The sequence below is a fragment of the Candidatus Endomicrobium procryptotermitis genome (assembly GCA_031279415.1).
GTDB classification, from domain to species: domain Bacteria; phylum Elusimicrobiota; class Endomicrobiia; order Endomicrobiales; family Endomicrobiaceae; genus Endomicrobium_B; species Endomicrobium_B procryptotermitis.
In genome coordinates this window covers 221,393-234,205 of sequence record JAITIP010000018.1, presented here as the reverse complement: position 1 = coordinate 234,205, position 12,813 = coordinate 221,393, and the positions used below count along the sequence as shown (strand labels likewise).

14 protein-coding genes are annotated in these 12,813 nt (G+C 37.4%); all 14 read right to left on the bottom strand.

The annotated features are described in order from the left end of the window. Window positions 1-12 precede the first annotated feature (12 nt). Window positions 13-1,095: a flavodoxin-dependent (E)-4-hydroxy-3-methylbut-2-enyl-diphosphate synthase gene (gene ispG, locus LBD46_03985; protein ID MDR2426323.1), complete on the bottom strand. Its 1,083-nt coding sequence runs from the start codon at window positions 1,093-1,095 to the stop codon at window positions 13-15. Next, the gene (locus tag LBD46_03980) at window positions 1,096-2,148 is read right to left on the bottom strand and encodes a site-2 protease family protein (protein MDR2426322.1); all 1,053 of its coding nucleotides are present in this window, start codon (window positions 2,146-2,148) and stop codon (window positions 1,096-1,098) included. Then, window positions 2,149-3,315 carry a 1-deoxy-D-xylulose-5-phosphate reductoisomerase gene (locus LBD46_03975; GenBank protein ID MDR2426321.1) on the bottom strand — a complete coding sequence of 389 codons (1,167 nt, stop codon included), beginning with the start codon at window positions 3,313-3,315 and terminating at the stop codon, window positions 2,149-2,151. A 2-nt stretch (window positions 3,316-3,317) separates the two neighbouring features. After that, window positions 3,318-4,118 carry a phosphatidate cytidylyltransferase gene (locus LBD46_03970; protein ID MDR2426320.1) on the bottom strand — a complete coding sequence of 267 codons (801 nt, stop codon included), beginning with the start codon at window positions 4,116-4,118 and terminating at the stop codon, window positions 3,318-3,320. A gap of 14 nt (window positions 4,119-4,132) precedes the next feature. Beyond that, on the bottom strand, window positions 4,133-4,885 hold the full coding sequence (locus LBD46_03965) for an isoprenyl transferase (GenBank protein ID MDR2426319.1): 753 nt from the start codon (window positions 4,883-4,885) through the stop codon (window positions 4,133-4,135). After that, window positions 4,845-5,018 carry a 4Fe-4S binding protein gene (locus tag LBD46_03960; GenBank protein MDR2426318.1) on the bottom strand — a complete coding sequence of 58 codons (174 nt, stop codon included), beginning with the start codon at window positions 5,016-5,018 and terminating at the stop codon, window positions 4,845-4,847. Before LBD46_03960 ends, LBD46_03965 begins: the two co-directional genes overlap by 41 nt. A 15-nt stretch (window positions 5,019-5,033) precedes the next feature. Further along, window positions 5,034-5,594, bottom strand: a complete 561-nt coding sequence (gene frr, locus LBD46_03955; GenBank protein ID MDR2426317.1) for a ribosome recycling factor — start codon at window positions 5,592-5,594, stop codon at window positions 5,034-5,036. A 15-nt stretch (window positions 5,595-5,609) separates the two neighbouring features. Then, the gene (pyrH, locus tag LBD46_03950; protein ID MDR2426316.1) at window positions 5,610-6,305 is read right to left on the bottom strand and encodes a UMP kinase; all 696 of its coding nucleotides are present in this window, start codon (window positions 6,303-6,305) and stop codon (window positions 5,610-5,612) included. Further along, window positions 6,305-6,901 carry a translation elongation factor Ts gene (gene tsf / locus LBD46_03945; protein MDR2426315.1) on the bottom strand — a complete coding sequence of 199 codons (597 nt, stop codon included), beginning with the start codon at window positions 6,899-6,901 and terminating at the stop codon, window positions 6,305-6,307. Before tsf ends, pyrH begins: the two co-directional genes overlap by 1 nt. Beyond that, on the bottom strand, window positions 6,891-7,682 hold the full coding sequence (gene rpsB, locus LBD46_03940) for a 30S ribosomal protein S2 (GenBank protein ID MDR2426314.1): 792 nt from the start codon (window positions 7,680-7,682) through the stop codon (window positions 6,891-6,893). Before rpsB ends, tsf begins: the two co-directional genes overlap by 11 nt. Window positions 7,683-8,019: 337 nt before the next feature. Continuing rightward, window positions 8,020-8,961, bottom strand: a complete 942-nt coding sequence (locus LBD46_03935; protein ID MDR2426313.1) for a hypothetical protein — start codon at window positions 8,959-8,961, stop codon at window positions 8,020-8,022. Beyond that, on the bottom strand, window positions 8,949-9,890 hold the full coding sequence (locus LBD46_03930) for a glycosyltransferase family 9 protein (GenBank protein MDR2426312.1): 942 nt from the start codon (window positions 9,888-9,890) through the stop codon (window positions 8,949-8,951). The genes LBD46_03935 and LBD46_03930 overlap by 13 nt, the downstream gene beginning before the upstream one ends. Next, a complete protein-coding gene (locus LBD46_03925; protein ID MDR2426311.1) occupies window positions 9,871-11,547 on the bottom strand; it encodes a DUF374 domain-containing protein in 1,677 nt (558 codons plus the stop codon). Before LBD46_03925 ends, LBD46_03930 begins: the two co-directional genes overlap by 20 nt. After that, window positions 11,547-12,812 carry a hypothetical protein gene (locus tag LBD46_03920; protein MDR2426310.1) on the bottom strand — a complete coding sequence of 422 codons (1,266 nt, stop codon included), beginning with the start codon at window positions 12,810-12,812 and terminating at the stop codon, window positions 11,547-11,549. Before LBD46_03920 ends, LBD46_03925 begins: the two co-directional genes overlap by 1 nt. Between the last annotated feature and the right edge of the window lies 1 nt (window position 12,813).

Sequence of the window (12,813 nt, the reverse complement as noted above, 5' to 3'; positions counted from 1 at the left end):
CTCTTAAATTTTCTACTCATAAAAATCTTTTAACATAACAACAAGTGTTTTTACCCATTTTTCCGGCCTTACTTTTCCTATTATTTTGCCATTTTTAAAAAGTATGCCGATATTTTTTCCGCCGGCTATACCGAAATCAGCATCCTTGGCTTCTCCCGGTCCATTGACTGCGCAGCCCATAAGAGCGATTTTAACAGGTTTTGAAAATTTTTTAAGTCCACGCATTTTTGCTGTTTCTTTTTCCATGTCGGAAACGATTTTTATAAGATCGACTGAACAGCGAGAACAAGTTGGGCACGATACTATTTCGACGCCGGCGTTTCTCAATTCCATCGACTGTAAAAGGGAATATGCAGTTTTTATTTCTTCAACAGGATCTGCTGTCAAAGACACTCTTATCGTGTCTCCCAGACCTTCATAAAGCATAATGCCAAGCCCTGCCGAGGATTTTACGGTACCGCTGAAAGCCGACCCCGCTTCCGTTATACCCAGATGTAGAGGATAGTTTCTTTTGGAAGCGAATATTTTATAGGCTTCAACAGTAGTTTCTATATTCGAAGCTTTTAAAGAAACCGCAATATCATAAAACTCATTTTTTTCAAGAATTTTGACATGTTTCAAAGCGGTTTTTACGAGCTCTTTGGCCCGCGACAAATTGCCATTGAAATTATGAACAGATTTTAAAGATCCTGCATTTACGCCTATTCTTATCGGGATATGCGCGGCTTTAGCTTCTTTTACCAAAGTTTCGACTTTATCTTTCGAACCGATATTTCCCGGATTTATTCTTAATTTGTCAACGCCTTGTTTTACAGCTTCCAAAGCTATCCTGTAATCGAAATGAATATCAGCGACAAGTGGAATTTTTATATTTTTTTTTATTTTGCTTACGTTTTGCACAGATTCTATGTCCGGAAAAGACACTCTTATAATTTCACAGCCTACTTCCTCAAGGCTTTTAATCTGTTTTACCGTAGCGCGCCAATCCCTCGTATCGGTATTTGTCATAGACTGGACAGCAATGGGAGCGCCACCGCCTATAGTTATTCCACCTATATTTATCCGCTTTGTCTGATTTCTTTTGAAATACCTCATTTATTTTCCGAACAACTTTCCTATTCCTAGCCTCAAAAGATCGCTGTATGTCGCAAAAATAAAAACAGCCGCTATAAGAACCAACCCTATGGTATTGTACACTTGTATTACTTTAGTGTTTATTTTCCTACGCGTTATTCCTTCGAATAAAAACAGAATTATCATTCCACCATCAACCAAAGGAATCGGGAAGAGATTGAAAAGTCCGAGCGCAACCGATATTACAGCAAGAAGTTTTATATAATCTTCCATTCCAGATTTTGCCGCTTTTGCCATAACCTGCATAACCCCGACAGGACCGGCTATATCAGGTTTTTCCCACGATATTATTTTGTCCGCCAGGTACATAACCGTCATAACGCTTTGAGAAACAACGGCTTCCGCTCCCAAGCTTATCGAATGAAAAAAAACCGCATCGACCTTCTCGACAAGAGGAACGACTCCAAAAGCACCAACGCCCGTAACGGGATGTCTGGCAACCTTTATATTTATCTCAAAAGTGTGCGTTCCTCTTATTATTACAAAAGTTGTCTCTTTTTCGGCTCTATCTTTCAGCTTCGAAGTCATCTCGTGCCAGTTGTTTACTTCTACTCCATCAATTGATTTTATAATGTCTCCCTGCTGCAAACCGGCATGAGCGGCAGGAAAATTTTCAATTGTTCCGCCTATCGCCGAAGAGTCGGAAACCGTAGAAACTCCCCACACGTTAAACAAAAAAGTAAAAAGAAAAACAGCTAAAATATAATTGCTAAATGGACCCGAAAAAGCTATCCATATTTTTTTATACCAAGGAAGCGAAAGATATTCACCTTCGCTGCCGGTAAATTCGTCGGGGTTTTCTCCAGCCATCGCGCAAAATCCCCCAAGAGGAATGGCTTTCAAAGCATACTTCGTACCCTTATATTCATACTTGAATATGTCAGGTCCGAACCCTAAAGCAAAAGTGAGAACCCTGACTTTACACATTTTAGCAGCTATGAAATGTCCCAATTCATGTATAAAAATTAAAAAGCCCAATCCTGCGATAATTCCGAGTATTTGTAGAAAAATCATTTACCTTTCCTTATTTTTATTTATTAACGCTTTCGAATATATTTTTGCCCATGCGTCAGCCTCGACATAATCGTCTATCTTATGCGTTTTCTTAATTTTATGAGCTTTCATTGTTTTTGCGACAATAGTAGGAATATCTGTAAACTTTATATCTTTATTCAAAAAGGCGGCAACCACGACCTCATTTGCCGCGCTCATAACAGCAGGCATAGTTCCACCTTTTTTTGCCGCATTGTAAGCAAGAGCCAGGCAAGGAAACTTTTGAAAATCAGGATCATGAAACTCGAGTTTCCCTGCTTTGTTTAAATCAAGAGGCTTAATATTTCCTTTTGTCCTTTCAGGGTATGTTAATACATATTGTATAGGCAGCCTCATATCGGGATTCGAAAGCTGCGCGATAACAGAACCGTCAACGTACTCAACCATAGAATGTATTATGGACTGAGGATGTATGACGATTTCAATATTTTCTATAGGAATGTCGAAAAGAACCGACGCTTCTATAGCTTCAAGACCTTTATTCATCAAAGTTGCGCTATCGATGGTTATCTTTCTACCCATTTTCCATGTAGGATGATCGAGTGCCTGTTCTACCGTAATTTTGGAAAAATCTTTATCATATTTGTAGAAAGGTCCTCCTGAAGCCGTAAGAATTATTTTTTTTATCTGTGATTTTTTTTCTCTGCCGCAGCATTGAAAAATTGCCGAATGCTCGCTGTCTATGGGAAGAACAGAAACTTTCTTTTTTGCGGCAAGTCTCATTATTTCGCTTCCGGCCATAACTAAAGCTTCTTTATTTGCCATAGCTATATTTTTACCGCATTCAATAGCTTTTATCACGGGCTTAAGTCCTGCGGCTCCTACAACTGCAGAAATAACCATCTCGGCCTGCGGTATTTCTACAAGCCTTCTTAAACCGCTGTGCCCGTTGTAAACAGCAATTTTGATATTTTGGGAAACACACCATTTTTTTAGATTTTCCGCGTCCAAAGGATCCTGAACGGAAACCGCTTTCGGCTTGAAACGTTTTATCTGTTTTTTTAAAGTTTCTATATTTTTGTAAACGGAAAGACCTTCTACGGATATGGCATTTTTCATCCTCGACACTATATCCAAAGTCTGTGTTCCTATCGAACCCGATGAACCTAAAATAACGACTTTTTTCATAATTATAATTTAAAAATAAGCTTAAGCATATAATAAACGGTAGGAGCCGTAAATATATACGAATCGAACCTGTCAAAAACTCCACCGTGTCCGGGAATGATTTTTCCTGAATCTTTGATACTTCCATCCCTTTTTATTAAAGATTCAGCCAAATCAGAAAATTGTCCTATTATAGAGATGACAAAACCCGTTATCAAAGCCTGTGATAACGTTAGTATATTATTAATAAATATATATTTGCAAGCAACTGAGGCAATCAGCGCAAAAACGATTCCGGCGACTGCTCCTTCTACGGTTTTTTTAGGACTCACGTTTTTAGCAAGTTTGCGCTTGCCAAACATTCTTCCAAAAGCATAAGCTGCGGTATCCAAAACCCATACTACTATAAATATAAAAAATAATAATTGCATTCCGCCTTTCATATCTCGCAAATATACCATATGAATTAAAGTAAGCGGAATAAAAAACACTCCCAAAAATGATACGGATATTCTTTCAATGGACTGTTCCGGATTTTCTCCAAACATTTCCAAAGCGAATAATATCAAAAGTATCAAAACTGCCGAAATGCCCGCCAGACCTATTGACGTTTTAAAATATTGCAAAATTATAAAAAAAACCGACGATAAAATTAAAGAGGTAAGCATATAAGGTTTATATTTTTTGCAGATATTCAAATATTCCTGAACACAAAAAAACATAATGACAAACATTAATATGTAAAACGGCAGTCCTCCGAAATATATGCATACAAATATCAAAGGTATTCCCACGATTGCCGTAAGTATTCTCGTTATTAACATAAATCCTCTTGTCTTTATAAAGCGCCGAAGCGTCTTTCTCTTTTTTGGTATTCGATAATGGCTTTTTTTAAGTCATTCTCGTCAAAATCCGGCCAAAATTTTTCTGTTATGTAAATTTCTGAATAAGCAATTTGCCAAAGTAAAAAATTTGATACTCTCATCTCGCCAGCAGTACGTATAAGCAGATCTGGTTCAGGCTGTCCTGCTGTATATAAATATTTTGAAAATTCTTCTTCCGTAAAATTTTTTATGCCTTCCGCGATAATTTTTTCAAAAGCATTTAAAATTTCCTGTCTTGCTCCGTAATTTAATGCAATATTAAGTTCAAGTCCTTTATTATTTCCGGTAAGTTTACATGCACTTTTAAGTTCTTTTTGTATTTCATCCGGAAATTTCGATGAATTCCCCAAAATCCTAAGCTTTATATTATTTTTGTGAAGCTCTTTTAATTCTTTTTTTAAAAATTGAAGCAGCAAAGAAAACAATCCTTTTATTTCGCTTTGAGGTCTTTTCCAATTTTCCGTAGAAAAAGCATACAGGGTCAAAACCCGAATGCCAAGGCGGCTTGAAGCCTTAACAATCTTTTTTACGGTTTTGACCCCCTGCTTATGTCCTAATATTCTGGGCAAATATCTCTTATTCGCCCACCTGCCATTGCCATCCATAATAACCGCAATATGTTTCGGCAAATTTAAAAAGTCGATTTCGCGCAAGCTTTGAATTCCTTTATGCCTGAGAAATAGCGCTTGCTGGACAGCTCGCTTCACACGATCCGCAATCGGTACATTTTACGCTGTCTATTGCGTATTTATCATTTTCCGGCTCGATAGCCGCAACCGGACAACTTCCTTCACACGCCCCGCAGCCTACACAAGCTTCCACATCAATTTTATAAGCCATCCACCCTCCCCCCATCTATATTTGCATAATCTCTTTTTCTTTAAGAGCTATGCATTCATCTATCTTTTTAATATATGCATCCGTAACTTTTTGAGCTTCGTTTTCGGCTTTTTTTCTGTCATCTTCGGTTATAAGCTTGTCCTTTTCCGCTTTTTTTATGCCGTCAACGAGAACCCTTCTTTCATTCCTTACGGCTACTCTGTAATCCTCGGCCATTTTATTTATAACTTTAACAATTTCTTTCCTTCTTTCTTCGGTAAGCTGAGGTACGGAAATGCGGATAAGTTTTCCGTCATTTATGGGAGTCATGCCTATATCGGCTTTTTGTATGGCTTTTTCAATAGCTCCAAGCTGTGATACATCCCATGGTTTTACCTCGATAGTTTTAGCATCGGGAACGCTTATGCCTGCAATTTGGTTTATGGACATAAGAGAACCGTAGCTTTCAACCTTTATCCCTTCGACAATTGCTGCGCTGGCTCTTCCTGTACGAACTGAAGCTAGATCCGTTTTAACTTTTTCTATTGTTTTTTTCATCGCTTCTTCAGAAACTGAAAAGAGACTCTGTAATTGCATTTAACCCCTCCGGTATTATGAAACTATCGTTCCTATTTTTTCACCGCCGAGTATCTTTCTCAAATTCCCGTCTATATAAAAATCAAAAACAGAAATCGAAATATTCGCCCGCATACAAAGAGAAAATGCTTCCACATCCATTACTTTAAGATGTCTTTCTATGGCATCTTTAAAAGTAAGTCTGTCAAATTTGACGGCGTCCTTATTTTTTTTGGGATCATCGCTGTATATACCATCAACCTGAGTAGCTTTCAACAAAATGTCAGCTTTTATTTCCGCAGCTCTCAAAGCCGCCGTAGTATCGGTTGTAAAATAAGGATTTCCCGTTCCACCTGCAAAAATAATTATATATCCATTTTCAATATTTTCAATAACTTTATCGCTGTCAAAATCTTCAGCAAAACCGCTTACCCCGCGCGCGCAGAACACCTTTGATTTCAGTTCTGCCTTTTTTAACGCGCCGCTAAGAGCTAAAGCGTTCATAACCGTAGCCGTCATTCCCATTTTGTCTGCGGTAACTCTTTCTACAGCTTTTTCAGCGCCGCGCCAAATATTTCCGGCGCCTATTACTATTGCAAGTTCTATAACATTAGCATTGCACGCCGCTTTTATCTCTTTTGCAGTTCTGTTAATGCTTTCTTCGCTTAAAGGCTGACCGTTTCCCGAGAGTGTTTCGCCGGATAATTTTAAAAGGACTCTTTTAGCAGACATTATTCTTCACCTAGTTTAAATCTCGCAAACCTTTTGACTACGATATTTTCTCCAGTTTTTGCAATTGTGTTTGCAACAAGATCTTTTATCGTTTCTTTCCCAGAAGTATCTCTCATATATATCTGTTCCATAAGACAAACCTGCTGATAGAATTTCTCGACTTTTCCTTCGATGATTTTATCCCAGATTTTTTCCGGTTTGCCCTCTTCCTTAAGCTGCGCTTTATATATGTTTTTTTCGGCTTCAAGAATACTTTCAGGAACTTGACCGCGCGTTACATAGGTTGGAGAAACGGCCGCTATCTGCATCGATATTTCTTTTACCAAATTCTGAAAATCTTCGGTTTTAGCTACAAAATCCGTCTCACAATTTATTTCTACCAAAACTCCGAGAGTCCCATTTCCATGAATATACGACTGAACTAAACCCTGCTTAGCATTTCTTCCCGCTCTTTTTACCGCAGTGGACATGCCTTTTTCTCTGAGCCACTGGCATGCTTTATCTATATCGTTTGCATTTTCTTTAAGCGCATTTCGGCAATCCATTATTCCTGCGCTCGTCATCTCTCTTAATTTTGTAATTAACTCAGTTGACATTCGGCTCTCCTTCTTCATCATTTTCTACGACAGTGTTTTCTTCGGGTTCTTCAGATTCTTTTTCTTCGACAGTCGTTGAGTCCATATCGCTTTTTTCAACGGCGCCTTTGCCTTCCAAAACCGCATCCGCAACTATAGAACAAAAAAGTTTTACGGCTCTTATTGCGTCATCGTTTCCTGGTATCGGATAATCGACTAAGTCAGGATCGCAGTTAGTATCGCAAACCGCAACGATAGGAATGCCGAGTTTCCTCGCTTCTGAAATAGCCGTTGCTTCTTCGTGCGGGTCTATGACAAACATAAGTTCTGGAAGTTTTGTCATATTTTTTATGCCTTCCAGCGATTTTTCAAGTTTGATTCTTTCTTTTTCTATCTGCGACTGCTCTTTTTTTGAAAGAATATTGAAGATTCCATCTTCTTTCATTTTTTCTATTTCTTTATAGCGTGCGATTGATTTTTTTAGAGTTTCAAAATTTGTAAGAGTTCCGCCGAGCCATCTTTCCGCTACGAAAAAAGCACCACAGCGTAAAGCTTCTTCTTTCACCGGAACCTGCGCCTGTTTTTTTGTTCCGACAAAAATTATTTCCCTGCCTTCAACGATAAAATCTCTTACGACTTTATAGTTCTTTTTCAATTCTTTGAGGGTCTTTTGGAGGTCGATGATATGAATTTTATTTCTTGTTCCAAAAATATATTTGGCCATTTTTGGATTCCATCTTCTGGTTTGATGTCCAAAATGGACACCAGCCTCCAGCAAGGCTTTCATTGTGATGTTTGCCATACTACTCTCCTTTAGTTTTTACTTTTTCGGATTTTTCCGTTAAAAGTTCCGCTTTTAGAGATTTTCTCTCTGCGGCTTCCGCAGGCTTCCTTATCCGCCCCCTTTTGGGACCAACGGCAAATCCATCTGCGTGCTTATTTAACGCATATCTTAAAATGTTAAAGAATTTTATCAAAAAAATCTTAAAAATTCAATTAAATTCTTTCTCTTGTAGATTCACAACTTACTAATGTAACAGTTGAAATTGTTTGCAAAAAGCAAAGTTATTATTCCCCTTCTGTGAGGGGAAGTGCTTGCGCATGGCAAGTTAGTTAGTCCTAGCGGCCAGCAAGTCCTATTAACTTGCCGTATGCAAGTATGTTACAGATTCAATGATTTCTTTTGCAGAAACTTCATTTGTATTATTTTTTTTGATTATTATGTGATTTCTTAAAGGCATTGGTCCTATTTGCATAGGATCGGTTTTTGTGAATATGCCGATACATTTTTTTTTCAAAGCCGCAGCAAGATGCATTGCACCTGAATCCGTACCTATAAACAGTGGGCAATAAGAAAAAAAAGCAGCACTGTCTAAAATGCCGTTTTCTGCTGTAAACAGAGCAGGACTAGATTTGGATTTTTCCGAGATTTTACTTAAGTTTTCTATTTCCCACGACGCTCCCGCAAGCACGCAGTTATATCCGAAATCATATAAAGAGTCTATAATTTCAGTCCATATTTTAACTGGAAGACATTTATCGCGCCTTTTTTTACTTGCTCCTGCAGAAACTGCAATTGTGTTGACGGGATTAAATTTATTTTTTAAAAACCATTCTTTTATATTGCTTATATTTTTTTCAGGGATATTTACAATACCCGTATAATCGCTTTGAATATCTTTAAACCCGGCTGCTTTACCGAGTTCCGTATTATTTGATATTGACGGAACTCCTATTCTTTTTACTTTGTTTGTAAATAAAAAGGACAATGCCGCGGTTTCAAAGCCGGTCATATTTTTAAATCCAGCAAAATAAGCCGACAGAACCGAAGCTGGAGATTCAGAAAAAAGAACAGCTTTTCCGTCATTTTCTTTTCTCAGAGCGTTTATGAGTTTTATTTTTGATTTTTCTTTTGGTATTACGCAGTCAACCACACCGCTTGAGAGCAAAAGCGGAGACAGAGAAGATTTTACTACGGAAATGATCTTTGCGCCAGATTCTTTTTTGGCAGCTTTAAGAACCGGAAGAGAAAAAAGTAAGTCGCCAAGCTGATTCATATGAAAAAAAACTATTTTATCCATTTTTGAACCTCACCGAAAATATGTTCAGGTTTTATCCCGTTTATTTCTTTTTGGTTTTCTTTGTTTACAACTACAGAAAATTTACCTATGGAAGGAGAAGTTTCATTTACATCGGAATCGCCGAATATAAAAATAGAGGGAATATTTAATGCGGCAGACAAATGCATAGGCCCCGTATCAGCGCCCACGGCAAGCAAAGATTTTGATAAAACAGCTGCAAGCTCTAAAAGGCTTGTTTTACCGCAAATATCGATAATATTTTCGGATTTGATTTTGCCATAATCGTTTTTTGAACCTAAAACAACGATATCATAATGCAGATATTTATTTTTTATCAAATCGATAAGTTTTAAATAATTGCCGACATTCCAGTCTTTGCCTTTGCCGCGCGCAAAAGGTATTAACACGATGAAATGTTTTTTTACACCTGATTTTTTCAGAATATCTGCGGCTTTACACAATGCATCCACTCCGATTTTTATGTTGACCTCTGGAACAAATTTTTTGCCTGTCAAAAAACGCAATGGTTCAAGATTGCGCAGAGTTGCGTTCATTTTTGCATTTTCGGGATATATTTCTTTTATTAAAACAGAACTAAATTCTTTCATTCCGGGTATGCCAATCTTAATTTTTCCTTTAGACATTCTTGATAGCAAAGCGCTGCGCAAAAGTCCCTGTAAATCCATTACAATGTCAAATTTCGTTTTTCTTATCTCTTTTAAAACTTTAAAAAAACCTTTTATTCCTATCTTTCTGTCCCATACGTATTTATCGTCAATATCAGAAAAAATATCAGGCAATTCTTCCCAGCGTTTAAAAACGACCCAGCTTATCTTGCAGCCCTGATAAGCTTTTTTTAAAGCAGAAGCGCAGGCGGCGGCCTGAACAATATCACCGAACGAACTTGGTTTAATTATCAGTATTTTCATATTTCTTTCTTACTTCTTCAAAAACTTCCGATACAGTTATATCATCAATACAGATAACGTTTTTACAGTTTCTGTTTCTGCAAGGCTGACATGAAAATCTATGCTGTATAATTTTAGTTTTCCCCCTGAAAGGACCCGTCCTTTTTGCATTTGTAGGACCCAAAATTGCGACTGCAGGCATTTCTAAAGCCGTAGCGATATGCATAGGACCTGCTTCGTTTCCGACAAAAACTCTGCACAGTTTAAGAAAAGCACAAAGCTCTTTTAAAGTGAGTTTTCCTGTTAAATCGCATATTTTAGCGTCCGTCTGAGATATTATTTCTTCGTTGAGCCCTTTTTCGCTTGTTCCGCCCTCTTTACCGCCGACTAAAACTATATCCGCGCCAATCTCGTTTTTAAGCCTTCCGCAAAGAGCCGCATATTTAGTGGTTTTCCATCTTCTTGAAAGCCAGCCGCCTCCCAGATGAACGCCGACCATTTTTGAAACATCAACTTTTTCCGCTGCAAGCTTCTTTTTTACATTTTCAAAGTCGGATTGCGCTATTGATATGGGATATTCTATTTTTTCATCACAGCGCAAATATTTTGATACTTCCATATGTCTTTCTATACAATGAGCGTTCGGGTCATTAGATTTTATTTCTCTTGAGAAAAGCCACGACAGTTCCCTCATGCCATTTGTGGAAGAAGAAGCCAATTTAAATCTCGCTTTGGCAAGATGCACAAGCATAGCGGATTTAGCCAGCCCATGAAGATCTATGCTTAAATCGAATTTTTGTTCTCTTAAACGTTTTTTTAAATCTTTGTAATACCCATACGATTTTTGCGCTCTGTCCCAAATGAAAATATTATCCAAAAAAGGATTGCCCCGCAGAATTTCCACGCATCTTTCATCGACAATCCAGCTTATCTTTGCATGCGGATATTTACTTTTTAACGCGGCAAGAACTGGCAGCGAAAAAATTATGTCTCCCAAACGGCTCGGCTGTACAATTAAAATTTTAGGAAAAGGGTGAAATTCAAGATATTTATATATTTTTTTCGTCCAGAAAATTTTATCCGTAAACTCAAAAAGTTTCAGCATTTCTTTTTCCACTTCAATTCTTTTTGCTTCTATATCGTCTTCGGGCTTAACATATATGGGGTTGCTCCAAATTTGTATGGTTTTTGAAAACGGCAGAGGTATATTAAACTTATCCCATGATTTTTTCAGTATAATTTTATTTTTTGAAGAGCTGCATACGGTAATAACAGGAAGAGCGGTTTTTTGAGCGGCATAAATTACTCCAGATTTTACAACATGGTAAGGTCCTCTGGGACCATCAACGGCAAAAGCTAGATTGTCGCCGTTTTTGGCATGTCGTATAAGTTCAAGCAGCGCTCTTTCTCCGCCCCTGCTCGACGAACCTCTTACTACCTGATAACCAAAAGATGAAAGAACTTCCGCCATTAAAGCGCCGTCTTTGGATTTGCTTGCCATTATTACAATACCGCTGCCTTTGCTTAATACAAGCATTGTAAAAGCATTCCCATGCCAAAATGAGTATATGGATTCACAAGGATAGTAATGGCTGGCATTTAAAAGTTCAACGCGGAGAGTTTTGTTTATAATTGACGCCGCAACCCATATAATTTTTGCAAGTATTTTTAATTTCATTATTTAAGTTGCTCTTTTATCGCATTGACGGTAATATTTAGCGCACCTTTTTGAGATTTTACAGCTTTTAAAGCATTTTCCCCAGTTTTTGTAAGAAATTCTCTGTTAAGAAAAAGCTTTTCTATTTTTGCCACTATATCTTCACCGTCAAATACTGTTATTCCTCCGCCATATTGTAACAAAATTTCAGCTTCAGTTTTAAAATTGTCCATATTTTTACCGAATAAAACAGGTTTTGCGCATGCCGCTGGCTCTATCGGGTTTTGTCCACCTTTTTTTATGATTGAACCTCCGACAAAACAAACGTCCGATATTGAATAAATTTCTTGAAGTTTCCCGAAAACATCAATAAGAATAAATCTTTTGTTAGGCTTTTTCCCTTTTAACATTTCTGAAAATGTAAGATATTCTATTTTTTTATCTTTCAGAGTATTTTTAACATTTTTAATTTTTGACAAATGTCTCGGAGCAGCAAAAAAATATATATCCGGCATTTTTTCTCTGATTTTTATATATGCGTCGGCAATAACAGCGTCTTCACCTTCTCTTATGCTTCCAGCGGTAAAAACCTTGTCGTTGGCATCAAGTCCGAAATCCACACGCGAAGATTTTACAGCAAAATCTCTGTCATATTTTATATTCCCGCTTACATACACCTGCGTTTTACTCCCGGCAAAAACCATAAATCTGCCGGCATCATCGCTGCTTCTCGCCAAAACCACATCTATAAGCCCTATAAAACGTTCCCAGAAAAATTTTAAAGTGTTATAAATTTTAAAAGATTTTTCAGACATTCGTCCATTGACAGTCATTATTTTTACTTTTTGTTTGTCCGCCGCATAAAGCATTGAAACCCATAGTTCTGTTTCTACTAAAATCAGTAAATCCGGTTTAACAGTTTTGAACGCTTTCATCATAAAAGGATACAAATCCAGAGGAAGCAAAGCAGTAAAATCGGCTTTTTGTATTTTTTCGGCATATTCTTTTCCGGTTTTTGTTATTGAGGTGAGGATTATATTATATTTTTTTTTCAGCAAATCCAAAACTGGCTCTACGGCGCGAATTTCTCCAAGTGAAGAACAGTGAACCCAAACGGTTTTTTTTAAATTTTTTTCTGAAGGATAATCCCACTTGACAAAACGCTGAGGAAGTTTATAAAAAATTTCTTTTCTGTATTTCCCGTTGAAAATCAGAATAATAAACAGCGCCGGCACAAGCAAAACCGATGATAATATATTGTATATGATAAGATATATTGTTGTCATG